This is a genomic window from Arcicella sp. GW822-FHT02H01, assembly GCF_058802005.1.
In genome coordinates this window covers 4,709,004-4,729,238 of the sequence record NZ_JBXANT010000001.1, presented here as the reverse complement: position 1 = coordinate 4,729,238, position 20,235 = coordinate 4,709,004, and the positions used below count along the sequence as shown (strand labels likewise).

The following is a 20,235-nucleotide window of genomic DNA, read 5'->3' as shown; positions in this document are numbered from 1 at the left end:
AATTGATTATTTTTTGCTGAATTTGCAATAACTATATTTTATTTATTTTTTATCTTTCAGTTAAATTTACGAAATTAATACCTCAACTTAGCCTTTTTCTACTACATGAGCCTTACACAACCAACCAATAACAACGATGTTTCATTTGACTTAGATGAGCTAGATTTTGCCATACTAGGACAATTGCAAGAAGATGGGCGTCGCTCATTTACAGATATGGCTGAAAATTTAAAAACATCAGCCAGTACGATACGAAGCAGAGCAAGTAAACTAATTGAAGACAAAACCATTCAAATAGTTGGCCGTGTAAATACTGCCAGAGTAGGCTTTCATGCGTATGTGCATATCAAAATTTCGGTACGACCAGCCAACCTGATTGAATCTGTAGCTGCACAATTACAAGAATTCAGAGAGGTGAGTTTTTTGGCGGTTACGTCAGGAGATTTTGATATTCAAGTAGATGTCATGTGTAGAGATAATAATCACTTACTTGAGGTAATTAATCAAAGGATTCCGAATATTGAAGGGGTTTTTCAGACCAAAACGGATATGTATATCAAAATTTTAAAATATTCTCAGCCAGATTTAGGTTTGTTGAATAAGCCGAAAGAGTGAGAGGAGACAGTTATGAGTGATGAATTGTGAGTCTTGAGTGAGTAGTTGTCATTGCCTCATATAGGTTGCTTTACTGGATATCAAATTCAATTATTTATCACTAGCGAGGGACTTAAGTCCCTCGCTAGTGATAAATAATTGATAATAAAACTGTTACCCCTTATAAAACACCCATTTACTAATCTCTTTCCAAGATGGTTTCTTGCCGTACATCAAGATACCTACACGATATACTTTGCCTGCAAACCATGTAGTACCCAGAAAACCAAGGACAAGTAATGCAAAAGACAGGGCAATTTCCCAATTTGATACACCAAAAGGTAACCTAACCATCATGTCTATCGGTGAGGTAAGGGGGAACATAGATGCCCAAAAAGCGATTGAACTATCTGGTTTCTGAATGATTATCTGACCAAGTATAAATGATAAGATAATAGGTATCGTGACGGGAAACATAAATTGTTGTGCTTCTGTAGAGTTCTCTACAGCCGAACCTACCGCAGCAAAAAGCGAACTATACAACAAATATCCACCCATATAAAATAAGAAGAAGCAGATAATGATTTTTGTCAAAGATATGTTATCAATCGTTTGTGAAATGCTTGATAACGGATTGGTATCTTTTACATTTTCTTTATATTTTTTGATTTCATCCTTGCTCGCTCCAGATTGTTGAAGGGTCTGAACTTTCTCCTGAATTTTACTTGACATAATGGCCGTTGTAGCACTAGACGCTCCAAAAGTAAGTACACCCCACAACAGAAACTGCGTAAGTCCCACTAACCCAACACCCACAATTTTACCCATCATTAATTGAAAAGGACGAACAGACGAAATCATTACTTCAATAATTCTGTTACTTTTTTCTTCGATTACACCATTCATTACTTGTGAACCGTATAAAAAAGCAGAGATATAAAGAATCAAACCAAAAATACCTGCCAAAATCATCGCTCCTGCCGAGCTACTACTTTGTTCACCACCTTCGTCATCCAACGTATAGGTTTTAGCATTTACGTTTACCTTGTTGTCTTCCAATACCTTTAAGTCTATATTGGCTTTTATCAGTTTAATATTACGTAATTCTGTCTGAATTTTCCCTTGAATTTTGTATTGTGTTGATATGCCAATGCTTTTTTTCCCTACCATTTTCACACCATTCGGATTATCAAGAATATCCTTTTGGATGTTTACTAAAATATCGGCTCCACTTTTTACTAGGTTTTTCTTAGCCTGCTCAAATGAACCATTGATAAATTTAAAAGCAACATCATCATCTGATTGAAGCTTACCTTTGAATAAATTACTTTCATCGACTACCTCAATAGTTTTGGTATCGTTTGAATTCAAAAATAAATAAAGGGGAATGGCATATACTGCCGCTATCAGAACGGGAACTAAGAGAGAAGCAATCCAAAAAGATTTTTTTCTTACTCTGGTAATATATTCGCGCTGGATAATCAGTAAAATCTTATTCATAGTTTTGGGGATTTTTTAAAAGGAATGCTGATTGAATGGATTTGGCAATGTTTCTTAAAGAATATCGTTTGCTTCACCACCCACCACTTTTATAAAAATATCATTGAATGAAGGAATATTTTCATTGAAAGACTTAAGGTCTACTTGCTCAATCAAAATGGCAATCAATTGGTTTACAGATACGCCTTCTACTAGTTTGATGTTTGCTCGCGTAATTCCATCGTCCAAAGGTTTAGTATTTAACAATTCAAAAGCTAAAGGATTTTCGGTTAACGAACCCACGAAGTCTATCGTATAAGAATTTTCTCTGAAACGATTTTTCACTTCTTTCTTGGCTCCATGAAGCACCACTTTAGCCTTATTGATTAGTGCGATGTGGTCACACAATTCTTCAACAGACTCCATTCTATGGGTAGAGAAAATGATGGTTGTCCCTTTTTGTTTCAGTTCTAATATTTCGTCTTTTAAAAGATTGGCATTGATTGGGTCAAAACCAGAGAAAGGTTCATCAAGAATAATCAATTTAGGTTCATGGACAATCGTAGCGATAAACTGTGTTTTTTGTTGCATCCCTTTTGAAAGGTCTTCAACATTTTTATTCCACCAGTCTTTTATATCAAATTTTATAAACCAGTGTTTCAGCTTTTCAGTAGCATCTGCTTTACTCATGCCTTTCAATTGGGCAAGATACAGCAACTGCTCTCCTACTTTCATTTTTTTATATAACCCTCGTTCTTCTGGCAAATAGCCGATTACTTCAATGTGTTTGGGCTGTAATTTTTCACCGAGTAGTACGATATGTCCTTCGTCGGGAGCAGTAATTTGATTAATGATTCTTATCAACGATGTTTTACCTGCTCCGTTTGGACCTAACAACCCAAAAATTGAGCCTGCTGGTACTTCTATACTAACATCATCCAAGGCAGTGTGTCCTGCATAGCGCTTTACCACATGGTGGGCTTCTAAAATATTCGACATCAACGGTGTGGGTTTAAAAGTTATTTAAGTTTTGGAATAAGTCGCAGAAAGCTAATAAGAATTACAACGACAGTACAAAACAAAAAGAGTTTATCAAAAATGGTGTCAATTTTTGATAAACTCTTTTATTTGTTTGATAGTCGGTAATAATTACGCTTCTGTTTCTTCGCTAGTCTCAGCACTTGTGCTTTCTTCTGAAACTTCTGCTGCTTTTTTCTTAGTAGGCTTAGCTTTTTTTTCAGCCACTGGCTCGTCTTCTGTTACTATCGCAATTTTGGCTGCCAATTCTGCTTTTGCGGCTGCTTTGGCTTTTTCTTTTTCTACTTTTTCAGCTTTTTCTTTTGCTTTTTTAGCTTCTTTTTTTGCTTCCTTCTCTTTCTCGTCAATCTCCTCTTTCTGAAGTTTAGTATATTTTTTCACTAGGTCTTCAGTTGTTTTATCAACAGATTTTACTAGTTTTTTAGCACTTTTTGCATTTAACCCGTGGAGTTTTCCTAAAATAAGGGCTGAAATTTCGTTGGCAAGAGTCTTATTATTTGATTTCATGTTCAATATTAATTTAATATTAAATTATTGTTATTTAATTGAGACGAAGGTATTAATAAGGTTGAAAGCAAAAAAGTTTTTCGTGTTAAGTTTTTCAAAAACTAATATTAATTATTTTTTGTAATTAAATACTTGCTAACATAATCCCAACAAATGATACCTGTAGTGACTGAAATATTCAAAGAATGCTTTGTACCAAATTGGGGCACTTCCAAACAAAAATCAGCCTGCTCTACTACTGATTGATTTACACCAAAAACTTCGTTCCCGAACACAAAAGCATATTTTTTATCTAATTGGGGTTCAAAGCTCAATAAAGATACACTATTTTCTACTTGTTCTACTGCCGCTACGATATATCCCTCCGCTTGGAGCGTCTTTATCAATGACAATACGTTTTCAACATGTTCCCAAGTTACGGTTTCATCTGCCCCTAAAGCCGTTTTCTGGATTTCTCGGTGTGGAGGTGTAGCCGTAATACCGCCCAAAAACACCTTTTCTACCTTAAAAGCATCTGCTGTTCTAAATACCGACCCTACGTTGTTCATACTTCTGATGTCATCCAAAATCAGCACATAGGGAAACTTTTCTACTTGTTGAAATTCCTCCACAGTCAAGCGGTTGAGGTCTTCCATTGATAATTTTCGCATTGTTAATTAAAATTTTTGTGGTTATCGTATTTCTCTCAATTCCTCTGAAATCAACGATTGCCATTTTTGTTGTCCTACAAAATTAATACTATGGTTACTATCCGCATCATATTCCCTTTGCAAACGATTAAATTCTCGATACATTTCAATAAATAATAGCTGTAATTCGCTGTCGTAGTTATCGAGCGTCAATATTTTAGTAGCTTTCTTTTTAAAACGCTCTATAATTGTTTTGGTAATATCAAAATGCAATTGTTCATGAGCAAGGCTATATTCTGTAAGCATGCCCATCGTCCATGAAGAACTTTTCAATAAATAAGCTTTTAATTGTAAATCGATTATCAATACTCCGTCTTTAATATCAGTAAAGGCTCCATACTCAAAATTCGTAAAAACTTGTGCGGCATACTTTGTATTTTGTGGTCTTTTCCCTTCAAAATCTTGCCAAGATAATTTGTGCTTGGGCGACCAAAAAACGGTATCGCCACTTACAGGATTATCTACACCATAATCCGCTTTAATATTAATTTTAAGTGATTTGGCCAAGGCTGGATTTTTATCGAAATTAATTGTCATCCATTGGTCAAAATATATCAATGATTTATCTAGCAATCGCCCAATGAGGTATTCAAAATGGTTATCGGCATTAAAACTCCGAGTAAACGTAATTTTAGTTTGGAATGTTGTCAAATTAAGTAAGGTAGTATCTCGCATAAAACTAAATGTTACTTTGATTTCACTTTGACCATTAATAGTTTTAGGATTCACTATTTTTTCTACCACTTTTAGTTCTTTGATGCTGATAATAATAGGATAAGCAGCAGGATTCTTTTTGGAGAATTTCGCTAAAAATTCATTACTTGCTTTTGCTACGCCCTTTACTACATCCAAATACACACCATCTTTTTCTTGATTATGCACCAGTCCGATATTGAGTTTATCACTACGTTCATCGACAATCTTCAACAAGTAAAAGTTGTTGTTTTTTAATTTAACAGAAGAATTACCCAGAGAAATTAATTTTTCCTGAGCTGGCACATAAGTTTGTACTATCAATTGAAAAAAAACACAATTAAACACTAAAATCCACTTGAAATTTTTACATTTTTTCATATCTTAGTATAAATTATATATTCACAAAATTTTTTAACGATGTCTAATTCAACACAACACTCAGAAGATAACGAACTTTCGACCGCACAGTTGATTGGCTTGTTTATCGTTTTTGCTTTTTTATTAATTTGGTTGGGAGATACCTTCACTGCGACAGTGGGTATTATTGGCGAGGTAATCGTATTTATTGTAGAATATAACAAAAAACATAAATTGATTGATCCTTAGTAACATTCAAGTTCTTCCTAAAAAGGGTTGCTTCAAAACACAATATAACAAATGTTTTTGAGGCAACCTTTTTTTATAAACACTTACTTGGTTTCATCAGTCAACCAAGTTTTCTCAATCAAATATTTTGCTTCAGATGTAGTCATAATTGTTTCAGCATTAATCAAGAAATTGCCCTTCTTTACTTTTCCTAAGAAACTTGCCTTTACGTCTGTAGCTGCTATGGTGGCGTCAAAAATAGCATATTGGTCTAGTGCAATGGATACTAACACACGATTTTGAGCTTCACCAAATAAAAAAGCATCTTTACGGAATGCAGAGTTTGTTCTGATGCTAAATCCTAAGCTATTAAGTATTGCTGACTTAGCCAACGCTACAAACAAACCTCCGCATGATACACTACGAGCCGACTGAATAGCTTTATTTTCAATTAATTGTGCTAATACTTCCTGAATATTTTTTTCTTCCTGCCAATCTAAAACCGATGTAACAGATGTTTGTATGTTTCTATAAGCAGATAAGTATTCAGAAGCAGTAATGTCGTTTTTAGAAGTGCCTATTAAATATATCAAATCGCCTTCATTGTTGAAATCAAGCGTTATCGTATCGTCAGTATTTTCAGAAATTCTTTTTAGGGAAGATACATTTGGTAGTGTTAGAAGATGTTTGGCGACCAAAGCAATCTCTTCGTCCTTTACATCTTCTACAGCATCAATCCTAAATTCCTTTGATGAATCGGGAAGAATATCTAATTGTTGAGCTATTTCGACTTTGGAAGGCATCAATACTTTGAGTGTTTCTGGTTGTGCTACTTTTCTTTTATTAATCAATAATCTAATTGCTAACTGATAACTAAAAATAATGAATAGTAGTTTTACACAAAGTAAAAATATTTCTGGCAAAGGATAGTTTAAGTATTCATTAAAGCTGATTCGTTACTTTAGAATACCTATCAATTTGGCTAATTGTATCAAGGCAGTAGTATCACGAGCGCCTAGCTTACGAATCATATTTTTTCGGTGATTATCTACAGTATGCGAACTGATAAACAATTTCTCTGCAATTTGTTTTGATTCGTAGCCTCTCAAAAGCATTTTCAGTACGTCTAATTCTCTATCCGAAAAAACATCCTGCTTTTTTAGTTGCATTTCTGTAGAGGAAAAAGTGGTAACGAGGTCACTCTGCCTAAAGCTTACTCTGCCTAAATAATTATCCAATTTCTTTACCAGATGTTCGATGTCTTGGTCTATCAAAAAACATAAAGTAGGCAACCCCTCGTCATCAAACTCTAACCCTATCAATTGCACCATTGAATGAAAAGGTTTTTTGCTGGGTCTATAATATTGCATACCATATCCATAGGCAACAAAACTTTCACGGGCATCACGGGGGGCTTGTCGGATAGAATTGTACATAAATCGCAATAACTCTGGAATGGCCGATACATTCTGCATACTAGGAACCATAGTTCCTAATACCATGGGGACGCCTTTTTCTATAAATTCGTCAGGATGGATACCCAGTGCCAATTCGGTATTAGCGACAAATCTGTAAGTGAGGGTTCGCATATCCAGAATCTGATACACTGCATTAGGCAAAGTAGAACTGAGGCTAAAAAAGCCTAATTCTTGTAAATATTTTTCAACAGATTTCTCGGTAGCACTTCCCGCTACCATACTTACTGCATCTAAACATTTACGGAATAATTGTTCTATAGAATTATTAGATAAAGATTCCATTGTTTTTTGTAGAATTTACATTTTCTTTGCAAAAAAAGATGTGAGTATTTTATACTAATTTTTTTTAGGAAATTGTGTAAAATAGACACTTTGGCTATTTCTAAACAAGCAAACATTGCATAGCTTTGCATTGTGAATTACTCTACTAGTAATAATAATAAATTATTGATGTGTTTATATACATTTTTATTATTATTTATCCGCCAGAGTCGTTTCAACAATGCTTAACCACCATTTTAACAATGATCCATTAATAAAAATAATCAGAATCTTAGTATCCCCGCCAGCGTACTTTTAGCCATTCTATTAGATTATTTTTCAGAAAGTCGAAGCTAATACTTCGGCTTTTTTGTTTTTTATCCCTCAATGAAGGGCAGAAACCGTTTTTATATCATCTTCTGTATCAATATCGTATATACCTTCAGGGAAATCAACCGCTACAATCTCATCTAAATAATTATTCAAAATTACTTTTGCACCTTTATCTCCTTCTAATGCCATTAATACTTCAAAATATTTTTTATCAAACAAAATAGGCACCCCAAATTGGTTTGCATATTTACAAGCAACGATTGTTTTCTCTGAATTTGCAAATACTTGCAACATTTTTTGCAAAATTGCTTCATTTACAAGTGGTTGGTCACATAATAAAATCAATACTGCATCAGATTCGCCCGCAATTTCTTTGATTCCAAAGCTGATAGAATTACCAATACCTTCATTCCAATGAGTATTGACCTTTATTGTTAAACGTTCCTGATTCTCTTGAACAAGCTCACTTAATCTTGGTTGAATCAAGGTTTCGTTCGCACCTAGTACTACAAGTACATGATTCGTTACATCCAATGCTAATTGAGTAATTTTACTTATGAGTATTTCCCCTTTATATGTTACTAACTGTTTGGGACTTCCCAAACGGCTTGAACTACCCGCAGCTAAGATTAAAGATGAAATTTTCATGTTTGTAAAGTATGATATTCGCAAATATAAATTAATAGTCTTGATTTATATCGCTATGCTGTTTTGTTAATTACGGAGATATCCAAACGTTGAATTTTCCTATTGGTAGCATGAAGGAATTTAAAACAGTCAATGACATAATTTATAAAATTGTTGGATTACTTACACTGCCTTTTTTTGATGTTGCATTGCTTATATCAAATTCATTATTTAGGTTTGTATCGCTATATTTTTAAAAATATAGCGAAAAGGCGAACTCATATTGCTTTGTTGACAAAAAGGTATATTCAAAAGATTTTTATGGCTACTAGAGTCAGTATATCAAACCAAGTATTTTCTAAAAAATTGGTTTCCTTACTAACACTAATCATTGTTGGTTGCTTTGCGATGGCTACTATTCAAATACGCCATGAACAGGATATACCTATCGGTGACTATGAATTGAAGTATCCAGCTTATTTCGGCAATAGAATTAATACAAATGCTAAAAATGTTCTTACTAAACAGGGTGTTTTTTTAGGGAGAATGTTATTCTATGAACCTAAATTATCGTCCAACAATGCTGTTTCTTGTGGCTCATGCCATCAACAGAAGTTGGCATTTACTGATGGGCAAGCTTTTAGTATGGGCGTTGGTAAAGTGCCTACTACCCGAAATAGCATGTCGTTAGCAAATCTGCTTTGGGTTCGTTCGTTTTTTTGGGATGGCAGAGCCAACAGTTTAGAAGGGCAAGTCATTGAACCTATCACACATCCTAATGAAATGGGCGAGTCGATGGAAAACGTAGCGCGTAAACTTCAAAAGACTACTCTCTATCCACCATTGTTCAAAAAAGTTTTTGGGACAGACACCATCACAGGTGAACAAATTGTAAAAGCTATCGCACAATTTGAGCGGACACTGATTTCTGCGGACTCTAAATATGATTATTATTTACAAGGCAAATACACTCCTACGCTTGACGAATCAAATGGTATGTCGCTTTTTTTTACCAATTCGATGGCTGAAAAAGGCATACGTGGGGCTAATTGTGGACATTGCCATACAGGACCAAAAATGTTTTCAGAGCTATTTCATAATAATGGTTTAGATAGTATCCCAAGCGATATTGGTCGAGAAAAATTTACTGGTTTAGCGATAGACAATGGTAGATTTAGAGCGGTTTCTCTTCGCAATATCGCCCTTACGGCTCCTTATATGCACGATGGAAGATTCAAGACATTGAATGAAGTACTAGACCATTATAGTGACCATATCAAGCAAAGTGCCACACTAAGTCCTTTTTTACAACGAACAGTTAACAATATGGGCGGAAGCACTATTCACCTTAGTGCTAAAGAGAAAAGTGACATGATTGCTTTTTTACAAATGCTTACCGACGAGACGTTTATCAATGACCCTCGTTTTTCAAATCCACACAAAAGATAATTAGCCATGAAAAAACAATTGTTGTTTTCCATCATTTTTATGAGCCTGACTGCTCATTTTGCTTGGACGCAAACCAAACCTGCTCAATCATTTATAAAAGTAGAAGGAGAAGTATTGACTCCTTTAACACTAAATGCTGATGATTTATCAAAAATGAAGCGTGCAGAAACCAGTACGAAAGACCGCGATGGAAAAGTTTATAAATATTCGGGAGTACCTGTAACCGAAATATTAGGCAAGGCTGGCGTTACGTTAGGCAAACAGTTAAGAGGCGAAAATCTAAGTAAATACCTTATCGTAAAAGCAGCAGATGGCTATGAAGTACTTTTTTCGTTAGCCGAATTAGATTCTAGTTTTACTGATAGGGTAATTATTTTAGCTGACCAAATGGAAGGTAAACCTCTACCCAACGGCAAAGGTCCTTTTAGGATTATTGTTCCAGATGAAAAAAAGCCTGCTCGTTGTATTTTTGAAGTAACCAATCTTATCGTTCGCTTTGCGAAGGATTGACTTGACTATCACTCAGTCACTCATGGCATGACTTTGAAAGTTTTATAATAGCTCCCAATTAATTGGAAGTCATGACATGAGTTTTAAATCCTTATCTCTAGCGAGGGACTTAAGTCCCTCGCTAGAGATGAATGATACAAAAGAGTCATTTTACAAACCATTCTTTACAGCCACGCCCACCATACTATCGGCAGTACCATAATATAAAAACCATTTTTTCTTAAAAAAGACCAACCCTTCAATAAAGGTAGTGCCAGCTTTGTATTGCCCACGCATCTCATGTGGCAAATCTGGTTTGATAAAACATTCATCAAGTCTTTCTATCACTTTTGTAGGGTCGTTGACATCAAAAAGTACTTGTCCACCCGAATACGTTTCGGCCGGAAGTTTCATATCCCTTGTTTCTCCGTTGGCATTCTTTCCATTGTATAATAGTAAGATTCCTTTATCGGTCAATATCGCTGGCGGACCGGGTTCGGTTAAATCGCTATCAAACTTGCCTGCTCTGGTATTCATGACAAATTTCAATTCGCCGTTTGATTCTACTAGTGGTATCCAATTAATTAAATCGTCGGAAGTGGCTATGTTGACTCCTTTTTCTCCCCAATACATCCAATATTTACCCTTAATTTTAGTAGCCGTAATCTTACCATTATTCATTTTAGTAACAATCGAGCCTGACTTCGACCATATATTCACGAATTTTCCATCATAGGCTTTTCCAAAAGCAGGACCATGTTTTTTCCAATGAATTAAGTCTTTAGAACTTGCAATACAAAGTCTGGCTACATCTCTATTCCAAGCAGTATACGCTACGACATACGTACCATCTGCTCGTTGTACAACTCGTGGGTCTTCGCATCCACCAGGATTATCGTATTTAGAAAATTCGTCTTTCGCAGGAAATAATACGGGTGTTTTTCTTCTTGTAAAATGAATGCCATCATCGCTTACTGCTAGCCCTATCCTAGAAGTACGAAAGCCTATTTTTGTGCCGGGTATATCTTCTGCCCGAAATAAAACATATACTTTTCCGTTTCTAACAATAGCTGCGGGATTAAAAACATCTGCTTTTTGCCATTTTACCGACGTGTTAGTCATCGGACAAGCAAACATATAGCTAGAGTCGGCCATTAAAATTGGGTTTTCTTTGGGTTTAGAAAAGCCTTTTAAAGACCAATCTGTATTTTGAGACACCGCCAAATGGGCAATGAGGCTGAAAAAGATAAGTAATTTTAATTTCATGGTATATCTGATGATTGTTTTATATAAATCTATCTAAAATTATCTACAAATTAATCTGTATTATAGGTTAATTTAACGTTGGCTTATTTTGTTGAAACAACCTTAGCATCTTAACTTGCAAAAGCATTTAACCAAATCATTCATAATAACCATTCTTTTTATTTATGAAAAAGCTGTGTTTAGTTTTTCTTTTATTAATAAGTATTCAAAGTATTCGTGCACAAGTATTCTCGGGAACCCAAGAAATAGATAAAGCCACCAAAGAGGGGGTATACACTACTGTATCTATTGAGGATAAGTACATCAAGCAAAGTTGGCAAAATGAGCTTGCCAAGTATGGAAGCGTAGAAGTAGGCAGAAATAATGTTTTTAGAATTACAGGGGCTAGAATATCAAGTATTTCACCAGACCCTGTGATGGTGGTCAGTAAAATTACCGCCGAAAGAGGGAGAAGTAAAATTTTTCTTTCAATAGGCTTTGGTGACGAAGTATATGTGAATGGCTCGCATCCAAAGTATTTAGCAGCCGAAAAGATTTTGAATGATTTTGTAGAGGTACTAAAACGCCATGAAGAAGTTAGGGTAGAAGAAAAGAATGTAGAAGACATTAAAACTAGACAACTTAAATCTGTAACGACGTCCGACAAACTGACAAGAGCCATAGAAAACAATAAAAAAGAAAAAGATAAGCTTTTATTGAAGATAGAGGAAAATAGACTTGAGCTAGAAAGACTTCAAATGGAAGTAGAACAAAACAAAAAAGATCAGTTATTGATGAATGAAGGGCTTGTAAATCAGCAAAAAAAGGTTGAAGAAGCCAAACTCAAACTCAAAAAGCCATAACTTATTGCTTACATCATTAAAAATCCTTTGGGCTAAAAATGCTCAAAGGATTTTTTATTTTAAAACTCGCCATCAAAAAAATCCATTCATAAAGTCAAATGTACCGTCTATTCATTTTCAGATTGATAATCTTTAAGGTCGGTATAAATTTCATCCATCAAACGAAAAGAACTATTTAAAATTATTTTTAAACCAGCTTTTTATAAAACTCTAAACAAAAAAACTAAACAACAACAACCATGAACGATTCACTTTATCGCATACCTTCAAAAGGACAATTAGGGGGTGTAGCAGCTGGACTATCAGAACGCTTCGGCTTTGATGTATCAATAGTCAGATTACTTTTATTTTTGGGTTTAATATTTACTCATGGTATTTTTTTCTGGATGTATATTATCTTGTGGATAGCATTGCCAGTGAAACATCAGTGGGAAACAACCAGTACTCCAGAAGATTCAAATTTTAACTCAACAACATTTACTAACATGAAAAAGGATTCAAGCAAAGTTTGGGGCATTATTTTAATAGTATTAGGTACGATATTCTTATTAGACGAATGGATTCCTGATTTTGACTTTGGCAAATTCTGGCCTCTTATTCTAATCGGTGTGGGTGGTTATATTATCTTCAAAGAAAAAGATAAAATCAACTTCCATAACGATAACGACAAAACTAACTTCTAAATCGACATTTTGAGGCCGTTATGAATATACGGAAACGGTTATTAATAACGGCTTCAAAACTTAAACGCTTTTTAACGATGAATTCAAAAAGTATTTTTACCGGAGGATTTTTAATCTTACTTGGTTTCCTATTTCTAGGGAAAGAGTTTGGTTGGTTTAATATCAATTGGCACGAAATCTCAAGACTTTGGCCACTTTTATTAATCTATTTAGGATTGGTTGCTTTTATTGGCAAAAGCAGTCGTTCAGCTACTGTCATTACTATTATTTTACTTTGCATAGCTATTCCTATTGTGATAGTAAGGAGCTGTAAAGATAAAGTAGAACACGCTTTCAACGACCATGATGTTCATATCGACTTGGATGATGATGACGACGATGATCATGATAATGACAACGAGGAATATCATTTTAAAGGAACAAAGCAAAAACTTGTAGAATCAATGAGTCCACAAGTTAAATCGGCAACATTTGAATTTACAGGTGGAGCAGCAGAGTTTGTCATTAATGGTTCTTCAAATGATTTAGTAGAAGCTGATGCTGACTTAAATTTCGGTAATATCTCGCTTAAGAAAACAGGAGATTCTAGCAGTCCAAACATTGCTTTTGCTTTAAAAGGAAAGAAAAATCATTTTAATCTTAGCGATGATAATCACAACAAAATCAATTTAAAGTTAAACCCAAGTGTATTGTGGGATATGAATTTTGAATTTGGGGCAGGCAAAGCAGACTTCGATTTGAGTGAATATAAAGTCAAAAAGCTTTCTATTAAAACTGGGGTAACTGAAACGGATGTTAAACTAGGAGACAAAGTAGATAATTTAGACGTACAAGTAGAATCTGGTTTAACTTCTATCGAGTTTAATATTCCAGAAGCTGTTGGCTGTAGAATAGATATTGATGGTGGACTAAACTCTAAAGATTTTGATGGATTTATTCAAAAAAATGGACATTGGGAAACACCAAATTTTGAAAAAGCTAGCAAAAAAATCAACATTAATTTTGATGGTGGTTTGCAAGAATTAAAAGTTAAACGTTATTAGTATTGAGCTTTAGATTCGACAACTTTTAAAAAAGTTGTCGAATCTTTTTTTCTATCTCTCTTGAGATTAGACAACTTTTGTAAAGCTGTACAATCTTTTTTTATACTTTACTCTGACAAAGCTCTACCAATACTGAGTTTGTACCTTTTGGATGTAGAAAACATACTAATTTATTGTCTGCACCATCTTTGGGCACTTCATTCAACAAGGTAAAGCCCTCTCCTTTTAGTCTTTCCATCTCCTCATAAATATTGGCTACTTCAAAAGCGATATGATGGATGCCTTCTCCTTTTTTCTCGATAAACTTTGTAATCGGACTATTCTCATGAGTGCCTTCCAGTAATTCAATTTTGGTTTGTCCCACCTGAAAAAATGAAGTAATAACTCCTTCAGACGTTACCTCCTCTTGCTTAAATGGCGCTACACCCAAAAGTTTAGAAAATAATTCGTTAGAAATACCCAAGTCTTTTACTGCTATTCCGATATGTTCTACTTGTGCCATCATCTGCTTAAAATATTTATAATGAGAAAGCGACAATTTATAAAAAACAAAAACCCCAACCTAAAAAGGCCAGGGTTTTAAATGACTATCTATCTAAAAAAAATTAGATTCTCTTCACATTCACAGCATTTAAGCCACGCTTTCCTTCTTGTACGTCGAAAGAAACAGAGTCATTTTCACGAATCGTTGTGCCAGATAATCCTGTTACGTGAACAAAGATTTCTTCATTAGACTCATCATCAACGATAAATCCAAAGCCTTTAGATTCGTTGAAAAATTTAACTTTACCAGTTTGCATAAAAATTGATATAAAAAAAATTGAAAAAATAAAAAATACTACGGTTTGTTCTGATTATACTGGTAATCAATATATGCAAAACTAATATGTTTAAATCCTCTAAAAGAAGAAAGATTTGTCTCGCTAACTCGGCTTTCGCCTTTTACTCTTAAAATTTAAATAGTTAAGAAGTAATTTATAACCTAAATAGAATTAAAATTTTAATCCCAAGCAACATAGCAAACAGGTCTACAATAAGTTCTGCTACATTTGTAATGAAACCAAAACTTTAAATTTATTCACAATAATACTGTACTGAACTTTATTTTACGATTCTTTCGTATTGAATCCACTAAAACAGCACTTACACTAACTACAATTTCTTAACATTGGCAGCGTTAAGACCTCTTTTACCTTCTACGATATCGAATGAAACTTTGTCATCTTGGCGTAAATGAATTCCACCTAATGCCGTTACGTGAACAAATATTTCTTGTCCACTTTCACTGTCAACTATAAAGCCGAAGCCTTTGCTTTCATTAAAAAATTTAACTGTTCCTGTTTGCATGACGTAAAAAAGAATGTTTGATAATGATACAAATAGTTATCCAAAAGCATCATAACTGCCTTTTGATAATTAATAGCCATAAAAGTTAAGATTGATATTCGAAGCATGTGATAATCAAGGAGAATTGAACCTAAGGGAACCAACGGACTCTTGAAAACTAATTACTTTGTACTAAAAACTTGTCACTCTTGTTACTATTAATACCCAAATGTAAGTATAATTTTGTGTATTCCTATTTTTAAATAAATATTTTTTAAAAAATAAAAAACTTAATATAACTATATTTATATTAAATTATACCATTTCAATACAAATTATTATTAAAATAATATAACTCTTAAAAATACGTTTTGTACAACGCTATTTTTTTTTGATAAACCATTAAAACAACGTAACTTTAATATAGTTTTTATCGCATAATTAATTAGCACTCAGTTTTTTGACCTAAAGCCATGTCAAATACATTAAAATTAAAATACTCTGTAGAACACCACGTTTTTGGGGTTTGTACAAAAATTGGTGAGAAATTAGGTATCTCTACCAGTAGCATTCGCTTGTATTTTGTATATGTATCTTTCATTACTGTTGGTTCGCCAGTAATCCTTTATTTAGTACTTGCCTTCTGGATGAATATCCGTCGTTATCTTCGTCAATACAACAATCCTTCTGTTTGGGAATTGTAATACCTATTGAGGTATTTCTGGATATGTTTTTACATCGTTAACAAAATGTTGCCAAACTATATTTCTACGATATACGGTGCTGATATTTTTTTTCCGTTGAAGCTGTTTACGTTTATTATACCAACTAAAATAGTGAGCATAGAAATCAAAATGGGCTCTTGCCACAGCCCAACAGTCTTGCCACGTATCAAAAAACAAAAACTTTATTCCAGCCACGCCATCTAGTACTAATCTGGTTAAGATAGCAAATGCAAAGCCTTCTTCTGGATGATTTTTATACAACATTGCCAAACCGTTTCTGAAATTCAGAAAAGTTTTATAAGGGTTCGATTTGTGTAAAGTGCCTCCGCCTACATGAAATACTTCAGAAGTACCGCAAGTATATACTTTATAGCCAGCATGATGTATACGCCAACAAAGGTCGATTTCTTCCATGTGTGCAAAAAAGTCTCCGTCAAAGCCCCCTACCTGATGAAATACATCTGCCCTTACGAACATACACGCACCCGTAGCCCAAAATACTTCTTTGTTATCGTTGTATTGCCCTAAGTCTTCTTCTATTTCCTGAAAAATTCTTCCTCGGCAGAAGGGATAGCCCAGATGGTCGATAAACCCTCCTGCAGCTCCTGCATATTCAAAATGACTTTTTTGGTCATAAGCCTTTATTTTAGGTTGACAAGCCGCAATAGTCTTATCATTATTCATCAATTCAATAATGGGCTCAATCCAATGCGGAGTCACTTCGACATCAGAATTCAGTAATACATAATACTCCGCTTCAACCAACGCCAATGCTTCGTTATACCCCTGTGCAAAGCCATGATTTTCGGTAAGCTCAATAATATTAACTGTTGGAAATTCAGTTTTTAATAATGCCAGCGAAGCATCTGTAGAAGCATTGTCTGCAATGTATATTGTAGCACAAGATGAGTATTTTATAACAGAGGGTAAAAAATCAGCTAAATGTTTTTGACCATTATAATTTAAAATGACTACTGCGATTTGATTCATAAAGGAATTTTAGCTATTTTAGAGCAAAGTGCTTCAATTTTTAAGATTGAAATTTCACTTATTTCTTCAAGCTTATAACAGACTGGGTTCATGAGAATTGATTATATTTCAAATAACCTTGAAATACTACAATGATCTAAATGCAAAGATAATTTGATTTTTTGAAATACGAATCTATCTTAATTATTTATGGCATTATCAATTTACTTGTTTAGATTTAAGAATATTTTCAATGGCAAATACTTAACTTCAAACTAAATGTCAGACAATTCTATTTTCAGACGCAAATCTATTAATAACGTTTTACAACAAAGCGAAGACTCACATGGGGGGGGATTAGTGAAGATTCTTGGTGTCAGAGACCTTACTTCATTCGGTATTGCAGCCATCATCGGGGCTGGTATTTTTAGTACAATTGGTAGAGCAAGCTTTGAGGGCGGCCCAGCCGTTTCATTACTTTTTGTCTTCGTTTCTATTGCTTGTATTTTCACAGCACTCTGCTACGCACAATTTGCTTCAATGGTGCCTGTTTCAGGAAGTGCCTATACGTATGCTTATGTTTCATTTGGCGAAATTTTCGCATGGATTATCGGTTGGGCATTGATTCTGGAATATGCTGTATCTAATATGGTAGTAGCGATCTCATGGTCTGAATACTTCGTAGGTATGCTTCATGGTTTTGGCATAAACTTTCCAGATTACTTGACGATAGATTATGGTACTGCTCATAAGGCATTTTTGGCTAGCCTAGATGTTACTGCTAAACAAACTGATAGTGATATATTCGCTGCAAAGGCCTATGAACATGCACCTGTTTTAGGGAATATCAAGTTGCTAATCGACCTGCCAGCAGGGGTTATTACGATGCTCGTAACATCATTAGTATATGTGGGAATGAAAGAATCAAGAACTGCTAGTAATTTCTTGGTTGTATTAAAATTAGTGGTTATTCTACTCGTAATTTCAGTAGGAGCATTTTATGTTAAACCCGAAAACTGGTCACCATTTGCTCCTAATGGAGTGCAGGGGGTGCTAGGGGGCGTAGCATCAGTATTCTTTGCTTTTATCGGCTTTGATTCAATCTCTACCACAGCGGAGGAATGTAAAAATCCACAACGAGATTTACCTAGAGCGATGATTTACTGCTTAGTCATCTGTGCAGTATTATATGTTTGTATTACGCTAGTTTTGACGGGTATGGTGAATTATACTGAATTAAAAGTTGATGACCCTTTGGCGTATGTTTTCCAAAAAATCAATTTTAATTTCATGGCAGGTATTATTTCGGTTTCAGCCGTAGTAGCCATTACTAGTGCTTTATTGGTTTACCAAATGGGACAACCAAGAATCTGGATGGCTATGAGTCGTGATGGTTTACTTTGGAAACGTTTTTCTAAAATTCACCCTAAATTCAAAACGCCAAGTTTCGCTACCATCGTTACAGGCTTTGTAGTAGCAGTCCCTTCTTTATTTTTGGATATGGGCTTCTTTGTTGACTTAACCAGTGTAGGGACATTCTTTGCCTTTATTTTGGTTTGTGGAGGCGTGCTATATTTAGATTATCAAGGTTTATCTAAAGATGCTAAATTCAAAATTCCTTATTTGAATGGGCAGTTTATCGTTGGTCCGCTATTAATTATTGCACTGGCTTTTACTATTAATAATAATGTTTTCTTCTCTGAGCTTGAAACCAAACCACTTTTAATTGTTTTCTGGTTAGTGTGGGCTGGTTTAGCAGTACTTGCTTATATGCACAAATTCTCGATTTTACCAGTTTTAGGGATTCTGACGAACCTTTATTTAATGACTGAATTAGGCATTACTAACTGGACAATCTTCTTAATCTGGCTTGCTATCGGTTTGGTTATCTATTTTATGTATGGTTATAAAAATAGTAAACTTGCTAAGTAAAATTTCTTAGAATAAGGAATAGGAAAGTTGACAAAATAGCCTCATAGAGGCGGTATATTGGTAGTCATATTGTAAACAACATTCTCTCACCAACCAAGCCCCATCGGGGCGATATATACCGCCCCGATGGGGATTGGAGAGGTTTAACAACAGGATGCTTCTACCGCAACGACGGCCGCCGATATAGTGTTCCTAACGGAACTACAATCTGTGTTTATAAATAAAAAAGCGGTCGAAAAACTAATTTCGACCGCTTTTTTTGTGACTTTAAAATTCAGGATGACTCGTGTTTAATGGTAAATTAACTCATAATCATCTAGTTAATCATCGCTCCTTCTGCCTGAGAGTAAAGACACATAATACAATAATTGAGCTAACATACCCAAAGCAGCCGCTACGTAAGTCATTGCTGCCCACCATAAAGCATCTTTTGCCATTTCGTGTTCGCGTGTGGTTACTACATTGCGTTCGCTCATCCAAGCTAAGGCTCTTCTTGAAGCATCAAACTCTACAGGTAACGTAATAAAGCTGAATAAAGTAGCTAGTGCGAACATCGCCACGCCAATCGTCAATACTAATTTATTACCCGTAGAATACAAAAGCATCATCCCAATCATTAATGCTATGGGCATAAAGTTGTTAGCAATGCTCAATACTGGCACCATAGCACTACGAAACTGTAACATAGAATAAGCCTTAGCATGCTGAACAGCGTGTCCACATTCGTGGGCTGCTACTGCCGCTGCTGAAGCACTTCTGCCATAAAATACATCAGGACTTAAATTGACAGTTTTGTCTGCTGGATTATAATGGTCGGTTAATTGTCCTTCTACAGAAATAATTCTTACATCATAAATCCCATTATCACGCAACATCTTATCTGCAATCTCTTGTCCAGATAATCCATTCGCCAAACCAATTTCTGAATACTGTTGAAATTTACTTTTTAATCTCCATTGCACGAACATTCCAATTCCTGCAAAAACTAAGGTAATTAAATATATGCCTATCATAAGTAAAAGTTATGAATTGTGAGTGATGAGTTTTGAATATTAATAAACTGTAATTAATTTATATAATAGCCTTCTCGTTTATTTTACTGTGGATTAAGTAATCAATACAACTTAAGTAATGTTTTCATTTATCGTAAACAAGTGATAATTAGCACCTTGACACACTAATCACCAATCACTATTTACTACCGCGACGGCGGACCGTTTACTA

General features: G+C 34.6%; 23 protein-coding genes. 9 read left to right on the top strand and 14 right to left on the bottom strand.

Annotated features, from left to right (window positions below):
* The first annotated feature begins 105 nt into the window (after nucleotides 1-105).
* Complete coding sequence (locus tag AC1RNE_RS19805; protein ID WP_323250816.1) at nucleotides 106-615, top strand: Lrp/AsnC family transcriptional regulator; 510 nt, start codon at nucleotides 106-108, stop codon at nucleotides 613-615.
* A gap of 153 nt (nucleotides 616-768) precedes the next feature.
* Here the strand turns inward: AC1RNE_RS19805 and AC1RNE_RS19800 are convergent, their stop codons facing one another.
* The 5 genes from AC1RNE_RS19800 to AC1RNE_RS19780 form a co-directional block, all read right to left on the bottom strand.
* Nucleotides 769-2,094 carry an ABC transporter permease gene (locus tag AC1RNE_RS19800; RefSeq protein ID WP_492803363.1) on the bottom strand — a complete coding sequence of 442 codons (1,326 nt, stop codon included), beginning with the start codon at nucleotides 2,092-2,094 and terminating at the stop codon, nucleotides 769-771.
* A 54-nt stretch (nucleotides 2,095-2,148) separates the two neighbouring features.
* Complete coding sequence (locus AC1RNE_RS19795) at nucleotides 2,149-3,072, bottom strand: ABC transporter ATP-binding protein (RefSeq protein ID WP_492803362.1); 924 nt, start codon at nucleotides 3,070-3,072, stop codon at nucleotides 2,149-2,151.
* Nucleotides 3,073-3,222: 150 nt separating this feature from the next.
* Nucleotides 3,223-3,618 carry a hypothetical protein gene (locus tag AC1RNE_RS19790; protein ID WP_492803361.1) on the bottom strand — a complete coding sequence of 132 codons (396 nt, stop codon included), beginning with the start codon at nucleotides 3,616-3,618 and terminating at the stop codon, nucleotides 3,223-3,225.
* A gap of 107 nt (nucleotides 3,619-3,725) precedes the next feature.
* A complete protein-coding gene (locus tag AC1RNE_RS19785) occupies nucleotides 3,726-4,268 on the bottom strand; it encodes an RNA methyltransferase (RefSeq protein WP_492803360.1) in 543 nt (180 codons plus the stop codon).
* Between the two features lie 21 nt (nucleotides 4,269-4,289).
* Nucleotides 4,290-5,381: a hypothetical protein gene (locus tag AC1RNE_RS19780; RefSeq protein ID WP_492803359.1), complete on the bottom strand. Its 1,092-nt coding sequence runs from the start codon at nucleotides 5,379-5,381 to the stop codon at nucleotides 4,290-4,292.
* Nucleotides 5,382-5,420: 39 nt separating this feature from the next.
* On the opposite strand from AC1RNE_RS19780, the gene AC1RNE_RS19775 reads away from it, so the two are divergent.
* Nucleotides 5,421-5,609 (top strand): hypothetical protein, encoded by a 189-nt coding sequence (locus AC1RNE_RS19775; protein WP_309919239.1) that lies wholly within the window; start codon nucleotides 5,421-5,423, stop codon nucleotides 5,607-5,609.
* 83 nt (nucleotides 5,610-5,692) lie between these two features.
* On the opposite strand, the gene AC1RNE_RS19770 is transcribed toward AC1RNE_RS19775, so the two are convergent.
* The 3 genes from AC1RNE_RS19770 to AC1RNE_RS19760 all read right to left on the bottom strand — a co-directional run bounded on the left by AC1RNE_RS19770 (nucleotide 5,693) and on the right by AC1RNE_RS19760 (nucleotide 8,308).
* The gene (locus tag AC1RNE_RS19770) at nucleotides 5,693-6,511 is read right to left on the bottom strand and encodes an AIR synthase-related protein (RefSeq protein WP_492803358.1); all 819 of its coding nucleotides are present in this window, start codon (nucleotides 6,509-6,511) and stop codon (nucleotides 5,693-5,695) included.
* Nucleotides 6,512-6,544: 33 nt separating this feature from the next.
* A complete protein-coding gene (locus AC1RNE_RS19765; protein WP_492803357.1) occupies nucleotides 6,545-7,348 on the bottom strand; it encodes a response regulator transcription factor in 804 nt (267 codons plus the stop codon).
* A 363-nt stretch (nucleotides 7,349-7,711) separates the two neighbouring features.
* Nucleotides 7,712-8,308, bottom strand: a complete 597-nt coding sequence (locus tag AC1RNE_RS19760) for a nucleotidyltransferase family protein (RefSeq protein WP_492803356.1) — start codon at nucleotides 8,306-8,308, stop codon at nucleotides 7,712-7,714.
* Nucleotides 8,309-8,608: 300 nt separating this feature from the next.
* On the opposite strand from AC1RNE_RS19760, the gene AC1RNE_RS19755 reads away from it, so the two are divergent.
* Both AC1RNE_RS19755 and AC1RNE_RS19750 read left to right on the top strand, forming a co-directional pair.
* Nucleotides 8,609-9,736 (top strand): cytochrome-c peroxidase, encoded by a 1,128-nt coding sequence (locus AC1RNE_RS19755; RefSeq protein WP_492803355.1) that lies wholly within the window; start codon nucleotides 8,609-8,611, stop codon nucleotides 9,734-9,736.
* A 6-nt stretch (nucleotides 9,737-9,742) separates the two neighbouring features.
* Complete coding sequence (locus AC1RNE_RS19750) at nucleotides 9,743-10,246, top strand: molybdopterin-dependent oxidoreductase (RefSeq protein ID WP_492803354.1); 504 nt, start codon at nucleotides 9,743-9,745, stop codon at nucleotides 10,244-10,246.
* A gap of 150 nt (nucleotides 10,247-10,396) precedes the next feature.
* Here AC1RNE_RS19750 and AC1RNE_RS19745 read toward each other — a convergent pair whose 3' ends face one another.
* Nucleotides 10,397-11,491: a glycoside hydrolase family 130 protein gene (locus tag AC1RNE_RS19745; RefSeq protein ID WP_492803353.1), complete on the bottom strand. Its 1,095-nt coding sequence runs from the start codon at nucleotides 11,489-11,491 to the stop codon at nucleotides 10,397-10,399.
* 164 nt (nucleotides 11,492-11,655) lie between these two features.
* On the opposite strand from AC1RNE_RS19745, the gene AC1RNE_RS19740 reads away from it, so the two are divergent.
* From AC1RNE_RS19740 to AC1RNE_RS19730, 3 genes are all read left to right on the top strand, one after another.
* Nucleotides 11,656-12,333, top strand: a complete 678-nt coding sequence (locus tag AC1RNE_RS19740; protein WP_492803352.1) for a hypothetical protein — start codon at nucleotides 11,656-11,658, stop codon at nucleotides 12,331-12,333.
* Nucleotides 12,334-12,572: 239 nt separating this feature from the next.
* On the top strand, nucleotides 12,573-13,016 hold the full coding sequence (locus AC1RNE_RS19735; protein ID WP_492803350.1) for a PspC domain-containing protein: 444 nt from the start codon (nucleotides 12,573-12,575) through the stop codon (nucleotides 13,014-13,016).
* 77 nt (nucleotides 13,017-13,093) lie between these two features.
* Nucleotides 13,094-14,059, top strand: a complete 966-nt coding sequence (locus tag AC1RNE_RS19730; protein ID WP_492803348.1) for a toast rack family protein — start codon at nucleotides 13,094-13,096, stop codon at nucleotides 14,057-14,059.
* Nucleotides 14,060-14,159: 100 nt separating this feature from the next.
* Here AC1RNE_RS19730 and mce read toward each other — a convergent pair whose 3' ends face one another.
* The 3 genes from mce to AC1RNE_RS19715 all read right to left on the bottom strand — a co-directional run bounded on the left by mce (nucleotide 14,160) and on the right by AC1RNE_RS19715 (nucleotide 15,406).
* Complete coding sequence (gene mce, locus AC1RNE_RS19725; RefSeq protein ID WP_492803346.1) at nucleotides 14,160-14,564, bottom strand: methylmalonyl-CoA epimerase; 405 nt, start codon at nucleotides 14,562-14,564, stop codon at nucleotides 14,160-14,162.
* A gap of 100 nt (nucleotides 14,565-14,664) precedes the next feature.
* Nucleotides 14,665-14,859, bottom strand: a complete 195-nt coding sequence (locus AC1RNE_RS19720; RefSeq protein WP_184132988.1) for a cold-shock protein — start codon at nucleotides 14,857-14,859, stop codon at nucleotides 14,665-14,667.
* A gap of 352 nt (nucleotides 14,860-15,211) precedes the next feature.
* Nucleotides 15,212-15,406, bottom strand: coding sequence for a cold-shock protein (locus tag AC1RNE_RS19715; protein ID WP_309919211.1), 195 nt, complete (start codon nucleotides 15,404-15,406; stop codon nucleotides 15,212-15,214).
* Between the two features lie 452 nt (nucleotides 15,407-15,858).
* Between AC1RNE_RS19715 and AC1RNE_RS19710 the strand changes: the two genes are divergently transcribed.
* Complete coding sequence (locus tag AC1RNE_RS19710) at nucleotides 15,859-16,089, top strand: PspC domain-containing protein (protein ID WP_492803343.1); 231 nt, start codon at nucleotides 15,859-15,861, stop codon at nucleotides 16,087-16,089.
* A 3-nt stretch (nucleotides 16,090-16,092) separates the two neighbouring features.
* On the opposite strand, the gene AC1RNE_RS19705 is transcribed toward AC1RNE_RS19710, so the two are convergent.
* Nucleotides 16,093-17,100, bottom strand: coding sequence for a glycosyltransferase family 2 protein (locus AC1RNE_RS19705; protein WP_492803342.1), 1,008 nt, complete (start codon nucleotides 17,098-17,100; stop codon nucleotides 16,093-16,095).
* Between the two features lie 258 nt (nucleotides 17,101-17,358).
* Between AC1RNE_RS19705 and AC1RNE_RS19700 the strand changes: the two genes are divergently transcribed.
* Complete coding sequence (locus AC1RNE_RS19700; RefSeq protein ID WP_492803340.1) at nucleotides 17,359-19,011, top strand: amino acid permease; 1,653 nt, start codon at nucleotides 17,359-17,361, stop codon at nucleotides 19,009-19,011.
* A 320-nt stretch (nucleotides 19,012-19,331) separates the two neighbouring features.
* Here the strand turns inward: AC1RNE_RS19700 and AC1RNE_RS19695 are convergent, their stop codons facing one another.
* Nucleotides 19,332-20,024 carry a zinc metallopeptidase gene (locus AC1RNE_RS19695; protein ID WP_492803338.1) on the bottom strand — a complete coding sequence of 231 codons (693 nt, stop codon included), beginning with the start codon at nucleotides 20,022-20,024 and terminating at the stop codon, nucleotides 19,332-19,334.
* Nucleotides 20,025-20,235 lie beyond the last annotated feature (211 nt).

Excerpts from the sequence above, each read along its gene's own strand:
- AC1RNE_RS19805 (WP_323250816.1), top strand. The coding sequence starts at position 106 with ATGAGCCTTACACAACCAACCAATAACAACGATGTTTCATTTGACTTA.
- AC1RNE_RS19800 (WP_492803363.1), bottom strand. The coding sequence starts at position 2,094 with ATGAATAAGATTTTACTGATTATCCAGCGCGAATATATTACCAGAGTA.
- AC1RNE_RS19795 (WP_492803362.1), bottom strand. The coding sequence starts at position 3,072 with ATGTCGAATATTTTAGAAGCCCACCATGTGGTAAAGCGCTATGCAGGA.
- AC1RNE_RS19790 (WP_492803361.1), bottom strand. The coding sequence starts at position 3,618 with ATGAAATCAAATAATAAGACTCTTGCCAACGAAATTTCAGCCCTTATT.
- AC1RNE_RS19785 (WP_492803360.1), bottom strand. The coding sequence starts at position 4,268 with ATGCGAAAATTATCAATGGAAGACCTCAACCGCTTGACTGTGGAGGAA.
- AC1RNE_RS19780 (WP_492803359.1), bottom strand. The coding sequence starts at position 5,381 with ATGAAAAAATGTAAAAATTTCAAGTGGATTTTAGTGTTTAATTGTGTT.
- AC1RNE_RS19775 (WP_309919239.1), top strand. The coding sequence starts at position 5,421 with ATGTCTAATTCAACACAACACTCAGAAGATAACGAACTTTCGACCGCA.
- AC1RNE_RS19765 (WP_492803357.1), bottom strand. The coding sequence starts at position 7,348 with ATGGAATCTTTATCTAATAATTCTATAGAACAATTATTCCGTAAATGT.
- AC1RNE_RS19760 (WP_492803356.1), bottom strand. The coding sequence starts at position 8,308 with ATGAAAATTTCATCTTTAATCTTAGCTGCGGGTAGTTCAAGCCGTTTG.
- AC1RNE_RS19755 (WP_492803355.1), top strand. The coding sequence starts at position 8,609 with ATGGCTACTAGAGTCAGTATATCAAACCAAGTATTTTCTAAAAAATTG.
- AC1RNE_RS19750 (WP_492803354.1), top strand. The coding sequence starts at position 9,743 with ATGAAAAAACAATTGTTGTTTTCCATCATTTTTATGAGCCTGACTGCT.
- AC1RNE_RS19745 (WP_492803353.1), bottom strand. The coding sequence starts at position 11,491 with ATGAAATTAAAATTACTTATCTTTTTCAGCCTCATTGCCCATTTGGCG.
- AC1RNE_RS19740 (WP_492803352.1), top strand. The coding sequence starts at position 11,656 with ATGAAAAAGCTGTGTTTAGTTTTTCTTTTATTAATAAGTATTCAAAGT.
- AC1RNE_RS19735 (WP_492803350.1), top strand. The coding sequence starts at position 12,573 with ATGAACGATTCACTTTATCGCATACCTTCAAAAGGACAATTAGGGGGT.
- AC1RNE_RS19730 (WP_492803348.1), top strand. The coding sequence starts at position 13,094 with ATGAATTCAAAAAGTATTTTTACCGGAGGATTTTTAATCTTACTTGGT.
- mce (WP_492803346.1), bottom strand. The coding sequence starts at position 14,564 with ATGATGGCACAAGTAGAACATATCGGAATAGCAGTAAAAGACTTGGGT.
- AC1RNE_RS19720 (WP_184132988.1), bottom strand. The coding sequence starts at position 14,859 with ATGCAAACTGGTAAAGTTAAATTTTTCAACGAATCTAAAGGCTTTGGA.
- AC1RNE_RS19715 (WP_309919211.1), bottom strand. The coding sequence starts at position 15,406 with ATGCAAACAGGAACAGTTAAATTTTTTAATGAAAGCAAAGGCTTCGGC.
- AC1RNE_RS19710 (WP_492803343.1), top strand. The coding sequence starts at position 15,859 with ATGTCAAATACATTAAAATTAAAATACTCTGTAGAACACCACGTTTTT.
- AC1RNE_RS19705 (WP_492803342.1), bottom strand. The coding sequence starts at position 17,100 with ATGAATCAAATCGCAGTAGTCATTTTAAATTATAATGGTCAAAAACAT.
- AC1RNE_RS19700 (WP_492803340.1), top strand. The coding sequence starts at position 17,359 with ATGTCAGACAATTCTATTTTCAGACGCAAATCTATTAATAACGTTTTA.
- AC1RNE_RS19695 (WP_492803338.1), bottom strand. The coding sequence starts at position 20,024 with ATGATAGGCATATATTTAATTACCTTAGTTTTTGCAGGAATTGGAATG.